The sequence below is a fragment of the Streptomyces flaveolus genome (assembly GCF_044765825.1).
Taxonomy (GTDB): Bacteria; Actinomycetota; Actinomycetes; order Streptomycetales; family Streptomycetaceae; genus Streptomyces; species Streptomyces flaveolus.
The window spans coordinates 212599-228020 of record NZ_JBIWKU010000010.1 but is presented as its reverse complement, the minus strand read 5'-3'; the positions used below and the strand labels follow the sequence as shown (position 1 = coordinate 228020).

Below are 15422 nucleotides of genomic sequence, written 5' to 3'. Positions count from 1 at the left end.
CCTTCCGGATTTCCGGCCCGGTCCGGGTCCGGTTTCCTGCCTCGTTTCCGGCCCGTGAATGTCCAAAAAATCTCCCTGAATTCCCGGCCCCCGTCCGAAAGCGCGCCTCATTGGCCTAGAGTCACGGAAACACGCGTCCATCGTCGACGTTTCGCGGGGATCAAGACGGAGGTCGGACATGCCTATTCCGGCGCACTCGGTGTGCACGGCGATCCGGGACGACATCGTCGCCGGTGTCCACGGGCGCGGCAGCCGGCTCACCGAGGAACTGCTCGCTCGCCGCTACGGCGTCTCCCGCGTCCCCGTCCGCGAGGCGCTGCGCACCCTGGAGGCCGAGGGCTTCGTGGTGACCCGGCGGCACGCGGGCGCGTGCGTCGCGGAACCGACCGAGCAGGAGGCCGCCGACCTGCTCGAGACCCGCACGCTGCTGGAGCCCCTCGGCGCCTCCCGCGCGGCCCGGCGCCGCACCGAGGCCCACCTCAAGGTGCTGCGCGGCCTGGTCAGGCTGGGTCAGGAGCGTTCCCGGCAGGGCCGGGGCGAGGACCTGCGCGCGCTGGACGGCTGGTTCCACGAGACCCTCGCGCAGGCCGCCGGCAGTCCCTCCCTCACGGCGATGCTGACCCAGCTGCGCCGCAAGATCGCCTGGATGTACCTCGTGGACGCGCCGACCGGTGCCGTGGAGCACTGGGCGGAGCACGGCGCGGTCGTCGACGCGGTGGCGCGCGGCGACGGCGACCGCGCACGGGCGCTCATGGCGCTGCACGTCGAGCGGTCGGCGGCTGCGCACCGGCTGCGCTTCGCCTCCGGCGACCACCCGGGCGGTGTGAGGAATGCGCAACGTCCCGTAAACATGCCGAGCCTGCGGCATTAACACGGGTGCCGTATACAAAAGAGAGGTAATTCAGGGGGCTATTTCTTGCTGCCCGGAAATAGGGCAGGAAAAGGCCCGCCCGGTGATCCGGGCGGGCCTTTTCGGTGTGCCGTCACATCAGACGGTCTCGGGAAGCTCCTCGAGCCCCTCGGAGACCAGCTTCGCCAGCCGGTCGAGGGCGGCGTCCGCGCCCTCGGCGTCGGAGGAGAGGACGATCTCCTCACCGCCCTGGGCGCCCAGGCCCAGGACGGCCAGCATGGAGGCCGCGTTGACGGGGTTGCCGTCGGCCTTGGCGATCGTCACCGGGACGCCTGTGGCCGTGGCGGCTCGGACGAAGATGGAGGCGGGGCGGGCGTGGAGACCCTCGGCCCAGCCGACGTTGACGCGGCGCTCAGCCATGTGTTGCTGCCCTTCAGGTGTTCAGGTTGTCTAGACCAGTTTCCCACATCGTGAAGCATCGCCGGACGGCTGTGCGCCGCCCCGGGTGGTTGTCGGACCGCGGCCTCGGCCCGACCTTCCGTCCTCCACAGACTGCCCCGCGCCGTTGTCGTACGCGAGCCGTACTCTGGGGCCCATGCAGACCTCGTCGGACCGGCACGAGTACCCCGCCCACTGGGAAGCCGACGTGGTGCTGCGCGACGGCGGCACCGCGCGCGTCCGCCCCATCACCGTTGATGACGCCGAGCGCCTGGTCAGCTTCTACGAGCAGGTCTCCGACGAGTCGAAGTACTACCGCTTCTTCGCGCCGTACCCTCGCCTGTCCGCCAAGGACGTCCACCGCTTCACGCACCACGACTTTGTGGACCGGGTGGGACTCGCGGCCACGATCGGCGGCGAGTTCATCGCCACCGTACGCTACGACCGGATCGGCGCCGGCGGAACGCCCGCGTCCTCCCCGGCCGACGAGGCCGAGGTCGCCTTCCTCGTCCAGGACGCCCACCAGGGCCGGGGCGTCGCCTCCGCGCTCCTCGAGCACATCGCCGCCGTTGCCCGGGAACGCGGCATCCGCCGCTTCGCCGCCGAGGTGCTGCCCGCGAACACCAAGATGATCAAGGTGTTCATGGACGCCGGGTACACCCAGAAGCGCAGCTTCGAGGACGGTGTGGTCCGCCTGGAGTTCGACCTCGAGCCCACCGACCGCTCGCTCGCCGTGCAGTACGCGCGCGAGCAGCGCGCGGAAGGCCGTTCGGTGCAGCGCCTGCTCCAGCCCGGCTCCGTCGCCGTCATCGGCACCGGCCGCACCCCCGGCGGCGTCGGCCGCAGCATCCTCGGCAACATCCGGGACGCGGGCTACACCGGCCGGCTCCACGCCGTGAACCGGGCCTTCCCCGAGGACCTGAAGGAACTCGACGGGGTGCCCGCCCGCCGCTCGGTGCGCGACATCGACGGCCCCGTCGACCTCGCCGTCGTCACCGTGCCCGCCCAGCACGTGCCCGAGGTCGTCACCGAGTGCGGCGAACACGGCGTCCAGGGCCTCGTCGTGATCTCCGCCGGGTACGCCGACAGCGGCCCCGAGGGACGCGAACGCCAGCGCGCCCTCGTGCGCCAGGCGCGCACGTACGGCATGCGGATCATCGGGCCCAACGCCTTCGGCGTCATCAACACCTCTCCCGAGGTGCTGCTCAACGCCTCCCTCGCCCCCGAGATGCCGCGCCCCGGCCGGATCGGCCTGTTCGCCCAGTCCGGCGCCATCGGGATCGCCCTGCTCTCCCGGCTGCACCGGCGCGGCGGCGGGGTGACCGGTGTCACCGGCGTGTCCACCTTCGTCTCCTCCGGCAACCGGGCCGACGTCTCCGGCAACGACGTCCTTCAGTACTGGTACGACGACCCGGAGACCGACGTCGCGCTGATGTACCTGGAGTCCATCGGCAACCCCCGCAAGTTCACCCGCCTGGCCCGGCGCACGGCGGCCGTCAAGCCGCTGGTCGTGGTGCAGGGCGCCCGGCACGGCGGTGTCGCGCCGCAGGGCCACGCCGTCCGGGCGACGCGGCTGCCGCACGCCACGGTCTCCGCGCTGCTGCGGCAGGCCGGAGTGATCCGCGTCGACACGATCACCGACCTGGTCGACGCGGGCCTGCTGCTCGCCCGCCAGCCGCTGCCCGCCGGACCACGGGTGGCGATCCTCGGGAACTCGGAGTCACTGGGACTGCTCACCTACGACGCGTGTCTGTCGGAGGGCCTGCGGCCGCACCCTCCGCTGGACCTGACGACGGCGGCCTCCGCGCAGGACTTCCACGCGGCCCTGTCCCGGGCGCTGGCCGACGACACCTGCGACGCGGTGGTGGTGACCGCCATCCCGACGGTGGGGGAGGGGGCGGCCGAGGACGCGGCGCTGGCCGAGGCGCTGCGCTCGGCGGCGGCCGCGGTGCCCGGCAAGCCGGTCCTCGTGGTGCACGTGGAGCTGGGCGGCCTCGCCCAGGCCCTGTCCGCCGCGGCGAGCACCGCTCCGCAGGCCGCCCCGGGGGCCCCGCGCCAGGGCACGCCGGGCACCCCGGAGGGCGCCCTCGCCGCGGAGCCGCCCGCCGAGGCCGTCCAGGCCCCGGAGGGAGCCCACCTCATCCCCGCCTACCCCGCCGCCGAACGCGCCGTCCGCGCCCTCGCCCAGGCCGTCGCCTACGCGCAGTGGCGCCGCGACGCCGCCGACCCCGGCAGGGTCCCGGAGTACGACGACATCGACGAGAGGGGCGCCGCCGAGCTGATCCGCGGACACCTCGCGCGCGGCCAGGGGCTCGCCCTCGGCGCCGAGCAGACCTGCGAGCTGCTCGGCAGGTACGGCATCCACGTCCACCGCGCCCTGTCCGCACCCACCCCCGACGACGCCGTCGCCGCCGCCGGCACCCTCGGCTACCCCGTCGCCCTCAAGGCCACCGCCCCGCACCTGCGCCACCGCGCCGACCTGGGCGGCGTACGCCTGGACCTCGCGGACGAGGAACAACTGCGACGGGCCTACGCCGAGTTGACCGAGCTCTTCGGGAGGCCCGAGGAGCTGCGGCCGGTGGTGCAGGGCATGGCACCGCGCGGCGTCGACACGGTCGTCCGGGCGGTCATCGACCCGGCGGCCGGCGCGGTGCTCTCCTTCGGGCTCGCCGGGGCGGCCACCCAGCTCCTCGGCGACATGGCGCACCGGCTGATCCCGGTCACCGACCGGGAGGCCACCTCCCTGATCCGCTCGATCCGTACCGCACCCCTCCTCTTCGGCTGGCGCGGCTCGGCCCCGGTCGACGCCTCCGCCCTGGAGGAGCTGCTGCTGCGGGTCTCCCGGCTGGTCGACGACCACCCGGAGGTCGTCGCGGTCACCCTGGAACCGGTCGTCGTCGCCCCGCGCGGACTGAGCGTCCTCGGCGCCTCCGTCCGCCTCGCGCCCCCTCCCGCCCGGGACGACCTCGGCCCACGGACGCTGCCCGCGTACTGACCACGCGCGGAACCGCACGGGAACGCTCGGGCACCGCGCGGGCGAACCGCACAGGCTCCGCACGGGCGTCCCGCGCAGTCAGTGGGCCCCCGTAGGATGGACGGCATGGCCAAGACCAGTACGACGACCCAGGGGCTGCGAGCGGCGATCGAACGCAGCGGCTACTACCCGGCCCTCGTGGCCGAGGCGGTGGAGGCCGCCGTGGGCGGCGAGCCCATCCGGTCGTACCTGGTCCACCAGGAGACCACCTTCGACCAGAACGAGGTGCGCCGGCACGTGACCGTGCTGGTGCTCACCGGCAACCGCTTCATCGTCAGCCACACCGACGAGCAGGCCGCCGACGACACCTCCCCGACGCCCTACGCCACGACGTCCACGGAGTCCGTCAAGCTCGGCCGGATCTCGTCCATCGTCGTCAGCCGCGTGGTCGCCAACCCCGAGCAGTACAAGCCCGGCACGCTGCCCCGCGAGATCGTGCTGACCATCGGCTGGGGTGCCGTCTCCCGCCTCGACCTGGAGCCGGCCGCCTGCGGCGACCCGAACTGCGAGGCCGACCACGGCTACACCGGCAGCTCGACGGCCGACGACCTGAGCCTGCGCGTCAGCGAGGCCGGGGACGGCCCGGAGACGGTGCGCCAGGCGCTCGCCTTCGCGCAGGCCCTCTCCGAGGCGACCGCGGACTCCCCCCGCTGATGGCGCAGCACGCCACCTGGGACACCCACCCGGAACCGCTCCCCGTCGAATCCGCCCCCGTGCCCGAGTACGGCAGCGGCTCCCTCGCCGACCTGCTGCCCACGCTGGCCGCCGGCCTCGGCGTCCCCGGCATGACCGCGGGCATCACGGAACTGACCCCCGCCGACCGGAACTGCGTGTTCCTGATCGACGGCCTCGGCTGGGAGCAGCTACGGGCCCACCCGGACGAAGCCCCCTTCCTGAACTCCCTGCTCGGCAGCTCACGCGGCGGCACCGGACGCCCGGTCACCGCCGGCTACCCGGCGACCACCGCCACCTCCCTCGCCTCGGTCGGCACCGGCCTGCCGCCGGGCGCCCACGGCCTGCCCGGTTACACCGTGCGCAATCCGGACACCGGCGCGCTGATGAACCAGCTGCGCTGGCAGCCGTGGACCCCGCCGGCCGCCTGGCAGCCGTACCCCACCGTCTTCGGCCTCGCCCAGCAGGCCGGCGTGCACGCCGCCCAGGTCTCCTCCCCGACCTTCGCGAACACCCCGCTGACCAAGATCGCCCTCAGCGGCGGCACCTTCCACGGCCGGCTCTCCGGCGAGGACCGCATGGACCTCGCGGCCGAGCAGCTGGCCGCGGCCGACCGCGCCCTCGTCTACACGTACTACGCCGAGGTCGACGGCGCCGGCCACCGCTACGGCGTGGACTCCGACACCTGGCGCGGCCAGCTGATGCACGTCGACCGGCTGGCCCAGCGCCTGGCCGAGCAGCTGCCGCCGCGCAGCGCCCTCTACGTCACCGCCGACCACGGCATGATCGACGTGCCCTTCGACGAGGACCACCGCATCGACTTCGACGAGGACTGGGAGCTGAAGGCGGGCGTCGCCCTCCTCGGCGGAGAGGGCCGCGCCCGGCACGTGTACGCCGTCCCCGGCGCCCACAACGACGTGCTGACCTGCTGGCGCGAGGTGCTCGGCGAGCAGTTCTGGGTGGCGTCCCGCGACGAGGCGATCGAGGCCGGCTGGTTCGGCCCCCGCGTCGACGACCGGGTGTACGGCCGCATCGGCGACGTGGTCGCCGCCGCGCGTGACAACGTCCTGCTCATCGCCTCCGAGCGGGAGCCGAGGGAGTCGGCGATGGTCGGCAACCACGGCTCGATGACCCCCGCCGAGCAGCTCGTCCCCCTGCTCGAAGTACGTTCCTGACGCCCTGCCCCCCCACCCGACCCCACTGCCGAAAGGTGCTCAACCCCTCATGCCCGAACTGGTGTTCTTCTCCGGAACGATGGACTGCGGGAAGTCGACACTGGCTCTCCAGATCGAGCACAACCGCTCGGCGCGGGGCCTGGCGGGCATCATCTTCACGCGCGACGACCGCGCGGGCGAGGGCAAGCTCTCCTCCCGCCTCGGTCTGGTCACGGACGCGGTGGAGGTCGAGGACGGGCACGACCTGTACGCGCACGTCGTCGACCACCTTTCGCAGGGCGGCCGCGCGGACTACGTGATCGCGGACGAGGCGCAGTTCCTCGCGCCGGAACAGATCGACCAGCTCGCGCGCGTGGTCGACGACCTCGAACTCGACGTGTACGCCTTCGGCATCACCACGGACTTCCGCTCCAAGCTGTTCCCCGGCTCCCAGCGGCTGGTCGAACTGGCCGACCGCGTCGAGGTGCTCCAGGTCGAGGCCCTGTGCTGGTGCGGCGCCCGCGCCACGCACAACGCCCGGACCGTAGGCGGCGTCATGGTCGTCGAGGGCGCCCAGGTGGTCGTCGGCGACGTCACCCACTCCTCCGACGAGGTCGGGTACGAGGTCCTGTGCCGACGCCACCACCGCCGCCGCATGACGGCGGCGACGGCCCGCGCGGCGGCGTTGTCGCCGGACGTGCTGCCCGTCACCCCGGTCTGACACCAGGCGCGGCCCGCGGGTGGGGTTGACGTGCCGTCAGGTGGTGAGCGTCACTGTTCCGGTCTCGCTTCCACGTGATCGGAGAAGGCATGAAGCCCCGTTTCCGACGTCCCGTCCGCGCCCACCGCACCTCCGCCGCCCTCCTCGCCACCGCCCTGATCGCCGTGGCGGCACCGGCGTCCGCCCTGGACGGGGACGTCCCCGGATCCGGCGCGCCGGCGGTGCCGTTGCGGGTGGCCACCTACAACATCCACGCCGGGGCTGGCGGCGACCAGGTCTTCGACCTCGACCGCACCGCCGAGGCCGTCCGCGATCTGCGGGCTGACGTGATCGGCCTCCAGGAGGTCGACGTGCACTGGGGCGCGCGCAGCGACTTCGTCGACGAGGCCCGCGCCCTCGCCGAGAAGCTGGACATGCGGGTGTACTTCGCGCCGATCTACGACCTGGACCCGGCCGGCCCGGGCGCGGAACGCCGGCAGTACGGCGTCGCCGTGCTGAGCCGCCACCCGGTCCTCGAGGCGGAGAACCACGAGATCACCCGGCTCTCCACCCAGACCTCGGAGCCCGTGCCGGCCCCGGCGCCCGGTTTCGCCGAGGTGACCGTGAACGTGAAGGGCGCGCACACGCACGTCTACGTCACGCACCTCGACTACCGGGCCGACCCCTCGTTCCGGGCGGCCCAGGTGGACGACATGCTCCAGGTGCTGGCCGCCGACCGCGGACCGAAGATCCTCGTCGGCGACTTCAACGCCGAGCCCACGGCCCCGGAACTGGCCCCGCTGTGGCGCAAGCTGCGCGATGCCGCTCCCGGTGGAGGCGGGACGTACCCGGCCGTCGACCCGGTCAAGCGCATCGACCTGGTCACCGTCTCGCCCGACATCACCGTGGCCGGCACCCGGGAGGTGGCGACCGAGGCGTCGGACCACCGCCCCGTGGTCGCGGATCTGAAGCTGCACCGGCGCGGCCGCTGAACACCCCATCGAACAAACGATCATCGGTAGAGCGGACGAGGATATGATCTCCCCGGCAAGGCCGTAGCGCAGAGGTCGTCGCGCCCACGCATCAAGCTGGAGGACGTCGGTTCGAATCCGACCGGCCTTGCCACCCTTGTCGTGGAGAGAGTCGATTGGCGTCGGTCCGTCCCGGGCGGGCGGAGGGCGATGCCGCCCTCGGCGCGCCGGGCACCGGCGACGGACCGGTGGAGTGGTGATGACGCAGCCGACACCCGTGCGCTGCCCGGCGATCGAGCACCCGGACATCCCGATCGGCGACCCCGCCGGCCTGGACCCGCTGCTGGCCCGGCTGAGGTCGGAGCGCGCGGTGGAGACCGACGAGACCTTCCCGGTCGGCACCGTGCGTGCGGACGGCCGCGTCGACCTCTGCAAGCAGGGGCTCGGAGCGGCCGGCGCCGCCCGCCTGATGCCCGTCGCCGCCACCTCGCCGCACGCCCGGCACATCCTGCTCGGCACCAACGCCGTCGGCGACGAAGGGGCGTTGACGGTCACCCGGGCGCTCGGCGACGGCCACGGCCTGCACACGCTCTACCTCGGCTGCAACCGCATCGGACCGCAGGGCGCCGCCGCGCTCGCCGACGCGCTGTCGGCGGACGTGACCGTGCGCGCCCTGTGGCTCAAGCGCAACCCGGTGGGTGACGACGGTGCCCGCGCCCTCGCCGCGATGCTCCGCCGCAACACCGCGGTGCGCACCCTCGACCTGGTCAACACCGGCCTCACCATCACGGGGCTGCGCGCGCTGCTCGACGCCCTCACCGGCCGCCCGCGCCCGGTGCAACGCCTCTTTCTCGGCGGGAACGGCCTGACCGCCGACGCCGCCGGGCTGCTGGCCGCGTTGATCCGCGACGCGGGGGTGCGCGAGCTGTACCTGCCCGCCAACCACCTCGGCGACGAGGGCGCCGCCGTCCTCGCGGCCGCGGCCGACCCCGGACGGCCGGTGCGGCTCGGGCTGGGCGGCAACGGGATCGGCCCCGCCGGGGCGCGCGCCCTCGCCGGCGCCCTGGACGGCATCGAGGCGCTCGACCTGGGCCGGCCGCCGTCGGAGCGGAGCCTCGGCGCCCCCGCCAACGCCACCGGTGACGAAGGCGCCCACGCCCTGGCCGCCGCCCTGCGCGGCAGCCCGCTGCGCAGACTCGAGCTGCGCCACACCGGACTCACCGGGCGGGGCGCGAAGTCCCTGCTGGCGGCCGTGCCGGACGGCTCACCGCTGGAGTACGTCGGCCTGGGCCCCGGACTGCCCCGCCGGGTGAAGCGGTCTTTGAACCAGCGTCTGCGACCCGCCCGCGGGGCCCATCCGGACCTCAGCGCGATAGGAAGTGTCTACCGGTGAGCGCGCGCCCTCTCCTGCCGTGCTTCCCACCGGAGGAGGTGTCGAGCCGGCGGCGGATCCGCCGCTACGCGGTGCCCCGGACGATGATCGAGCGCGCGGGCGAACTCCGCTCGGCCGGCGACTGGCGCGGGGCCTGCGCGGCGGCCGGTGTCGACGTCGCCCTCGACCTGCCGGAGATCGCCGAGCACTGCGGCCACGACGTGGCCGAGGCGCTGGAGGACGACCTGCGCCACCTGGTCCCCGACCTGCTGCGCTGGCACCTGCCCCGAATACTGGGCGGATGGACCACCCTCGACACCGGCCGCACCGTGGTCCTCGCCCGCTACCGGCCGGTGCGGGCGGCCGAAGGCCCCCGGGCCACGCCGTATCTGCACGTCACCACGCCGCCGATGCGGGAGGGCCCGCAGCGCGTCACCCTGCGCTTCGGCACAGTCCGGGACGAGAAGGCCGCCGGCGTCTTCGGCCCGCGGACCGACGACTGGCGGTACGCCCGGCACCTGTGGGACGCGCGGCGCACCGTCGAACTGCGCGAGCGGTGCGGCGGCAGCGACCGGCCGCCCTTCTTCCACCCCGACGCCAGGCCGCGCGAAACGGAGGAACTGCCCACGGCGGATCCCGGTCCCGGTGACGCGGCGGCACGGTCCGAATGGGCCACCCTGCTGCACCACAGGGACGGCGCCCGGGCGGCCTTCGAGGCGGTCGGCATCGTGGCCGACGTGACCCCACCGGACGCCCGGACGCGCTACCCGGCCGACCCGGCGTGGTTCCTCCGCAGGCTCGCGCTCGCCCACACCCGTCTGGAGCCCGAGGTCCGCCTGCTCACGGACGAGGGGGTGGGGGACCGCTTCCTCATCGCCTGCGACTGGCGGACGAACATCCTGCTGGAGCCGGCGTCCCCCGGCGGTACCGGGCTGCGGATCCGTGCCGTCGAACCGAACGGAGCCGACGGCGTGCCCTTCCTGCCCGAGACGCTCTGGCGCAGACTCCCCGACCTCGACCTGCTGCACGTCGGAGGAGTCGAGCCGGCGCATCTGCACCCCCTGGTCCGCGAGGCGCTGTTCCCGGCCCTCCGGGTAGCGGAGGGGGCCGTCGGTCCGCCGGGGCCCGCCGCCCCCGCACCCGTACGGGTGCGGTGCCGGGGCGAGTGGCACGAGGTGGGCTTCCGCGCGGGCGGCGGGCTGCTCCACATGCCGCACAGCGACGAGGAGCAGCAGCGCGAGCGGGCCCTGCGCGCCTTCGGAGGTGCCGTCGCCGGGTGCTTCGCCGTCCAGCAGACCTGGTCGTCGGGAAGCGGCCGGCTGCCGAAGGCCCTGCGCGCCCAGATGCGGGACCTGTTCCTGCGCGCCCAGCACGGGGACACCCACGGTGTGCTCGAACTCCTGGACGCGGGCGTGGACCCCCGGGTGCGCGGCGCCGGCGGGCGCACGCTGCTCCACGTACTGCACCTGCTCGACCACGAACCGCTCCTGCCCCGGCTGCTCGAGGAGGGCCTCGACCTCGAGGCCCGGGACCACCGGGACCGCACACCGCTGTTCGTGGCGGTCAACGACGGCGGTTCCCGGTCCCTGGTCGAGGCGTTGCTGGCCGCCGGCGCCCGCATCGACGTGGTCGACGATGCCGAGTACTCGCTGGCCCAGGTCGTGCGCCGGTTCAGGCGTGCCGACCTGGCTTTCCTGGGAGAACGGGTACGGGAGGAGCATCCGGGCCTCGGCGCCGACTGGTGGGACGAGATGATGGACAACAACGAGGACCACGACGACGAGGACGAGGACCGTTGAGCACCGCACCCGCCTCCCGCACCGCACCGACCCCGCTGGCCGCCGCGGACGACCTCGTCGCCCGGCTGCGCACCCGGCGCACCGAACCCGGGGCCAACCCCCAACTGGAGGCACTGGCACTGGCCGTGACGGCCAATCAGCCGGTCCTGCTGTGGGGTGAGCCGGGCATCGGCAAGTCGGCCGCCCTGGAGCAACTCGCCGCCGGACTCGGCCTCCCGCTGGAGACGGTCATCGCCAGCGTGCACGAGCCGTCGGACTTCGCCGGACTGCCGATCGTCGGGGACGACCCGGCCGCGACCGGAGTGCCGATGGCCCCGCCCGACTGGGCGGTCAGGCTCAAGCACGCCGGCCAGGGCCTGCTCTTCTTCGACGAACTGTCCTCCGCGCCACCGGCCGTGCAGGCGGCGCTGCTGCGGGTCGTCCTCGAACGCCGGGTCGGCAGCCTCGTCCTGCCCGACGCGGTACGCATCGTCGCCGCCGCCAACCCGCCCTCCAGCGCCGCCGACGGCTGGCACCTCAGCCCGCCGCTCGCCAACCGCTTCGTCCACCTCCACTGGACCCACGACCCGGCCACCGTCGCCCGGGGCATGGCCGGCACCTGGCCGGAAGTGGCCGTCCCTCTGGTCGATCCGGCCAAGGTGCCCGGTGCCGTCGCACGGGCCCGCGGCGCCGTCTCGGGTTTCCTCACCGCCCGCCCGGGCCTGGTCCACCACATACCCGCCGACGCCGAGAGCCGCGGCCGGTCGTGGCCGTCCCCGCGGACCTGGGAGATGGCGCTGCGGCTGCTCGCCACGGGTTACGCGACCGGCGCCGGCCGCGAGGCGGTGGCCGCCGCGCTCACCGGTGCGGTCGGGGACGGCGCGGGCATCGAACTGCTGTCGTACCTGGAACACCTCGACCTGCCGGACCCCGAGCGGGTCCTCGCCGACCCCGACGCCTTCGCCCTGCCCGAGCGCGGCGACCGGCAACTGGCCTTCCTCATCGCGGTGGTGGCCGCCATCCAGAGCGAAACCACCCGGCCCCGCTGGGAGGCCGGCTGGACGGTCCTGGCCAAGGCCGTGGACGCGGGCGTACCGGACGTGGCCGCCCGGGCCGCCACCGACCTGGCGGCGATGCGCCGGCTGGAGTGGCCCGTGCCCCCCGGCATCGACGGGTTCCTGGACCTGCTGCAGATGTCCGGGGCCCTGCCCGGCAGCCGGTGAGGCCCGCGGACATGACGTCGTCCGGCGGGGACCTGGACAGGACCAAGCTGCTCGCCGCCCGCTACCGGGCGGCGAACGACCGGCCCTACCTGGCGTCGGCCCTGTACGCCCTGACCGTCGTGCCTTGCCCCGACGTGCGGACGATGGGAGTGGACCGGCACTGGCGCTGCTACGTGTCACCCGCCTTCGTCGCCGCGACCCCCGTGGAGGAACTCGCCGGCGTCTGGGTGCACGAGGCGGCGCACCTGCTGCGCGACCACCACGGCCGCGCCGGCCGGCTCACCGCCGCCGAACAGCGCGACCGGTACCGCGTCAACGTCGCCCAGGACTGCGAGATCAACGACGACCTCCTCGCCGACGGCCTGCGCCTGCCCGCCGGACGCGTCGAGCCCCGCCTCTTCGGCCTGCCCGACGGGCAGTTGTTCGAGGCGTACCTGGACGGACTGCCCCCGCACGTCCAGGGGCACGACTGCGGCTCGGGAGCACACGGCCGCCCGGCACCCTGGGAACTCCCGGCGTCCACCGGGCCCGCCCCGCTCGGGGAGGCCGAGGCCCGGGCGCTGCGCCGGCACACCGCCGAGGCGATGCGCGCCCACCGGCGCAGCCGAGGCACCCTGCCCGCGGGCTGGCAGCGCTGGGCCGAGGAGGTCCTGGAACCCACGGTGGACTGGCGGCAGGCGCTGTCCGGCGCGGTGCGGGAGGCCGCCGCGTGGGCCGGCGGGGCCGTCGACTACACCTACCGCCGCCCGTCACGCCGCACCCCGGCGCTGCGCGGCGTCGTCCTGCCGAGCCTGCGCCGCCCGCTGCCCCGGGTGGCCGTCGTCGTCGACACCTCCGGCTCGATGGGCGACGCGGAACTCGCGGCGGCCCTGGGGGAGATCACCGGAGTGCTGCGCGAGGTCGGCGTACGCGGCAACCGCGTCACCGTCCTCGCCTGCGACGCCGACGTGCACGCCGTGTCCCGGGTGACGTCCACCGAGCAGGTCGCCCTCGGCGGCGGTGGCGGCACCGACATGCGCGTCGGCATCGACGCCGCGCTCGCGGCACCGGAGCGCCCGTCCATCGTCGTGGTCCTCACCGACGGCTACACCCCCTGGCCCGCCGAGACCCCGTCCTGCCGCCTGGTCGCAGCCCTGATCGGCGAGGGCGCGCCGCAGCCTCCGGACTGGGTGGAGACGGTGCGGGTCACCGCCTGACGGAGGCGCACCTGTCGGTCACCCGGGACTCTGCAGCAGCGAGAACAGCGCCCCCTCGGGATCCGCCACCGACGCCTCGCGCCCGCGGAAGGTGTCCCGGGCCGGCTCCAGGACGTGCCCGCCCAGTTCGGTGAGCCGCTCCAGGGACTCCCCGATGTCGGCCACCTCGAAGTACGTCGTCCAGTGCGGCCCCCGTTCGCGGGGCAGGGCGTCGCCGATGCCGTGGATGCCGGCGACGGGACGGCCGTCGAGGCGGAGGGTCACGTGGTCGAGGCCGGCGGTGGTCGCCGGCTCCACCTCGAAGCCGAACACCGTCTGGTAGAACTTGGCGACGCTCGCCGCCTCGAAGGTCGTCAGCTCGTTCCACGCGGGCGTGCCGGGCTCACCGGTGACAGCCGTGCCGAGGTGCGTCGCGGCCTGCCAGACGCCGAAGACGGCGCCCGACGGGTCGGAGCCGATGGCCATGCGCCCGGCCTCGGCAGCGTCCAGCGGACCCACGCCGACCGTGCCGCCGCACGCGCGTACCGTCTCGGCCGTCCGGTTCACGTCGTCCGAGGCGAGGTACGGCGTCCAGGCGATGGGCAGTTGCCGGTCCGGGGGCAGCCGGCCGATGCCCGCCACCTCACGCCCGTCGAGCAGCGCCCGGGCGTAGGGGCCGAGCTGCTGCGGTCCGGGCTGGAACTCCCAGCCGAACAGCGCTCCGTAGAACTCCTGGGTCGCGGCCGGCCCGTGCACCATCAGGCTCACCCAGCAGGGCGTGCCGGGTGTGCGCCGGGCGTGCGTCTCGCCGCCGCGGCCGGCCGGCCCCCGTGCATCGGTCATCGTCACTCTCTCCTCGGCCCTGCACGGGCCGTGCGTCCGCTTGCGCTCCGTCGGCCCCTCGCGCGGCCCCTCGTGCCGATGCCGCCCCGGGCCCGGTCCCACGTGCCCCGGATGTGCCCCGGAGGCCGGCCCGGCGGCCCGGGCAGTACAGCATGTGCCCGATTCCGTACGCCTCGTGATCGGTACTGTCCGGCGGGCAGAGTAGCCCGACATCGACGCGGCGGCCACTCGGTACGCCAGGATGGGGACATGAACGCCATCATCTCCGCATCCGAACTCGCGAACGAGCTGGCGGGCGCGAACCCGCCCGTCCTGCTCGACGTCCGCTGGCAGCTGAGCACGGCCAAGGCGGCCGGCGCGCCGCCCTTCGACGGCCGGGCCGAGTACGCGGCCGGACACATCCCCGGTGCCGTCTTCGTCGACCTGGACCGGGAGCTCGCCTCCGCGCCGGGTGCGCACGGCCGCCATCCGCTGCCGGACGTCGCTCAGTTCGGTGCCGCGATGCGCCGCGCGGGCGTCTCGTCGGGTCGGCCGGTCGTCGTCTACGACGGCGGGCAGGGCTGGGCGGCCGCCCGCGCCTGGTGGCTGCTGCGCTGGACGGGCCACCCGGACGTGCGGGTTCTCGACGGCGGACTGGGCGCCTGGCAGGGGCCGCTGTCCGCGGACGTCCCGGTGCCCGGCGAGGGCGACTTCACGCCGGCGCCGGGCGCGGTGGGGCTGCTGGACGCGGACGGGGCCGCGGCGCTGGCCCGGTCCGGGGTGCTGTTCGACGCCCGGGCGGGGGAGCGGTACCGGGGCGAGGTCGAGCCGATCGACCCGGTCGGCGGCCACATCCCGGGCGCGGTGTCGGCGCCGACGGCGGACAACGTGCTGGAGGACGGCCGGTTCCGGCCGGCCGAAGAACTCCACGCCCGCTTCAAGACGTTGGGCGCGGCCGACGGCCGCGAGGTCGGCGTGTACTGCGGCTCGGGTGTCTCCGGCGCCCACGAGGTCCTGGCGCTGGCGGTGGCCGGTATCCCGGCGGCGCTGTACGTGGGGTCGTGGTCGGAGTGGTCGTCTGACCCGGAGCGGCCGGTGGCCGTGGGGCCGGATCCCCAGTAGTCCCCGCCGCGGGGGGGGGGGGGGGGGGGCCCCCCCCCGGGGGGGGGCGGGGGGGGGCGGGGGCGGGGCCCCCCCCCGCCCCCCCGCGGCGGCGGGGGGGGGGGGGCGCCC

At 74.7% G+C, this 15422-nt stretch carries 13 protein-coding genes and 1 pseudogene; 12 read left to right on the top strand and 2 right to left on the bottom strand.

Going from position 1 to position 15422, the window contains the following annotated elements; all coding sequences use genetic code 11:
* Positions 1–178 precede the first annotated feature (178 nt).
* Positions 179–871 (top strand): GntR family transcriptional regulator, encoded by a 693-nt coding sequence (locus ACIRG6_RS28120; RefSeq protein WP_364824694.1) that lies wholly within the window; start codon positions 179–181, stop codon positions 869–871.
* 117 nt (positions 872–988) lie between these two features.
* Here ACIRG6_RS28120 and ACIRG6_RS28115 read toward each other — a convergent pair whose 3' ends face one another.
* The gene (locus tag ACIRG6_RS28115) at positions 989–1270 is read right to left on the bottom strand and encodes an HPr family phosphocarrier protein (protein WP_189231841.1); all 282 of its coding nucleotides are present in this window, start codon (positions 1268–1270) and stop codon (positions 989–991) included.
* Between the two features lie 175 nt (positions 1271–1445).
* On the opposite strand from ACIRG6_RS28115, the gene ACIRG6_RS28110 reads away from it, so the two are divergent.
* From ACIRG6_RS28110 to ACIRG6_RS28065, 10 genes and pseudogenes are all read left to right on the top strand, one after another.
* On the top strand, positions 1446–4283 hold the full coding sequence (locus ACIRG6_RS28110) for a bifunctional acetate--CoA ligase family protein/GNAT family N-acetyltransferase (protein WP_403324938.1): 2838 nt from the start codon (positions 1446–1448) through the stop codon (positions 4281–4283).
* A 105-nt stretch (positions 4284–4388) separates the two neighbouring features.
* Complete coding sequence (locus ACIRG6_RS28105; RefSeq protein WP_189231843.1) at positions 4389–4976, top strand: DUF5998 family protein; 588 nt, start codon at positions 4389–4391, stop codon at positions 4974–4976.
* Positions 4976–6169, top strand: a complete 1194-nt coding sequence (locus ACIRG6_RS28100; protein WP_403324937.1) for an alkaline phosphatase family protein — start codon at positions 4976–4978, stop codon at positions 6167–6169. The genes ACIRG6_RS28105 and ACIRG6_RS28100 overlap by 1 nt, the downstream gene beginning before the upstream one ends.
* 49 nt (positions 6170–6218) lie before the next feature.
* Complete coding sequence (locus ACIRG6_RS28095) at positions 6219–6869, top strand: thymidine kinase (protein ID WP_318214765.1); 651 nt, start codon at positions 6219–6221, stop codon at positions 6867–6869.
* Positions 6870–6958: 89 nt separating this feature from the next.
* Positions 6959–7840: an endonuclease/exonuclease/phosphatase family protein gene (locus ACIRG6_RS28090; RefSeq protein WP_403324936.1), complete on the top strand. Its 882-nt coding sequence runs from the start codon at positions 6959–6961 to the stop codon at positions 7838–7840.
* 57 nt (positions 7841–7897) lie between these two features.
* A pseudogene (locus ACIRG6_RS28085) lies at positions 7898–7973 on the top strand.
* A 105-nt stretch (positions 7974–8078) separates the two neighbouring features.
* Positions 8079–9212: a leucine-rich repeat domain-containing protein gene (locus ACIRG6_RS28080; protein WP_403324935.1), complete on the top strand. Its 1134-nt coding sequence runs from the start codon at positions 8079–8081 to the stop codon at positions 9210–9212.
* Complete coding sequence (locus tag ACIRG6_RS28075; RefSeq protein ID WP_364677549.1) at positions 9209–10990, top strand: ankyrin repeat domain-containing protein; 1782 nt, start codon at positions 9209–9211, stop codon at positions 10988–10990. Before ACIRG6_RS28080 ends, ACIRG6_RS28075 begins: the two co-directional genes overlap by 4 nt.
* Positions 10987–12192: an AAA family ATPase gene (locus ACIRG6_RS28070; protein WP_364677551.1), complete on the top strand. Its 1206-nt coding sequence runs from the start codon at positions 10987–10989 to the stop codon at positions 12190–12192. The genes ACIRG6_RS28075 and ACIRG6_RS28070 overlap by 4 nt, the downstream gene beginning before the upstream one ends.
* 11 nt (positions 12193–12203) lie before the next feature.
* Positions 12204–13388: a vWA domain-containing protein gene (locus tag ACIRG6_RS28065; protein WP_403324934.1), complete on the top strand. Its 1185-nt coding sequence runs from the start codon at positions 12204–12206 to the stop codon at positions 13386–13388.
* 18 nt (positions 13389–13406) lie between these two features.
* Here the strand turns inward: ACIRG6_RS28065 and ACIRG6_RS28060 are convergent, their stop codons facing one another.
* Positions 13407–14210, bottom strand: a complete 804-nt coding sequence (locus ACIRG6_RS28060) for a VOC family protein (RefSeq protein ID WP_364677555.1) — start codon at positions 14208–14210, stop codon at positions 13407–13409.
* A 249-nt stretch (positions 14211–14459) separates the two neighbouring features.
* On the opposite strand from ACIRG6_RS28060, the gene ACIRG6_RS28055 reads away from it, so the two are divergent.
* Positions 14460–15311 (top strand): sulfurtransferase, encoded by an 852-nt coding sequence (locus tag ACIRG6_RS28055; protein WP_403324933.1) that lies wholly within the window; start codon positions 14460–14462, stop codon positions 15309–15311.
* The last annotated feature ends 111 nt before the right edge of the window (positions 15312–15422 follow it).

What these genes read in the sequence shown, in the direction of transcription:
- ACIRG6_RS28120 (WP_364824694.1), top strand. Translation starts at nt 179, where the DNA reads ATGCCTATTCCGGCGCACTCGGTGTGCACGGCGATCCGGGACGACATC.
- ACIRG6_RS28115 (WP_189231841.1), bottom strand. Translation starts at nt 1,270, where the DNA reads ATGGCTGAGCGCCGCGTCAACGTCGGCTGGGCCGAGGGTCTCCACGCC.
- ACIRG6_RS28110 (WP_403324938.1), top strand. Translation starts at nt 1,446, where the DNA reads ATGCAGACCTCGTCGGACCGGCACGAGTACCCCGCCCACTGGGAAGCC.
- ACIRG6_RS28105 (WP_189231843.1), top strand. Translation starts at nt 4,389, where the DNA reads ATGGCCAAGACCAGTACGACGACCCAGGGGCTGCGAGCGGCGATCGAA.
- ACIRG6_RS28100 (WP_403324937.1), top strand. Translation starts at nt 4,976, where the DNA reads ATGGCGCAGCACGCCACCTGGGACACCCACCCGGAACCGCTCCCCGTC.
- ACIRG6_RS28095 (WP_318214765.1), top strand. Translation starts at nt 6,219, where the DNA reads ATGCCCGAACTGGTGTTCTTCTCCGGAACGATGGACTGCGGGAAGTCG.
- ACIRG6_RS28090 (WP_403324936.1), top strand. Translation starts at nt 6,959, where the DNA reads ATGAAGCCCCGTTTCCGACGTCCCGTCCGCGCCCACCGCACCTCCGCC.
- ACIRG6_RS28080 (WP_403324935.1), top strand. Translation starts at nt 8,079, where the DNA reads ATGACGCAGCCGACACCCGTGCGCTGCCCGGCGATCGAGCACCCGGAC.
- ACIRG6_RS28065 (WP_403324934.1), top strand. Translation starts at nt 12,204, where the DNA reads ATGACGTCGTCCGGCGGGGACCTGGACAGGACCAAGCTGCTCGCCGCC.
- ACIRG6_RS28060 (WP_364677555.1), bottom strand. Translation starts at nt 14,210, where the DNA reads ATGACCGATGCACGGGGGCCGGCCGGCCGCGGCGGCGAGACGCACGCC.
- ACIRG6_RS28055 (WP_403324933.1), top strand. Translation starts at nt 14,460, where the DNA reads ATGAACGCCATCATCTCCGCATCCGAACTCGCGAACGAGCTGGCGGGC.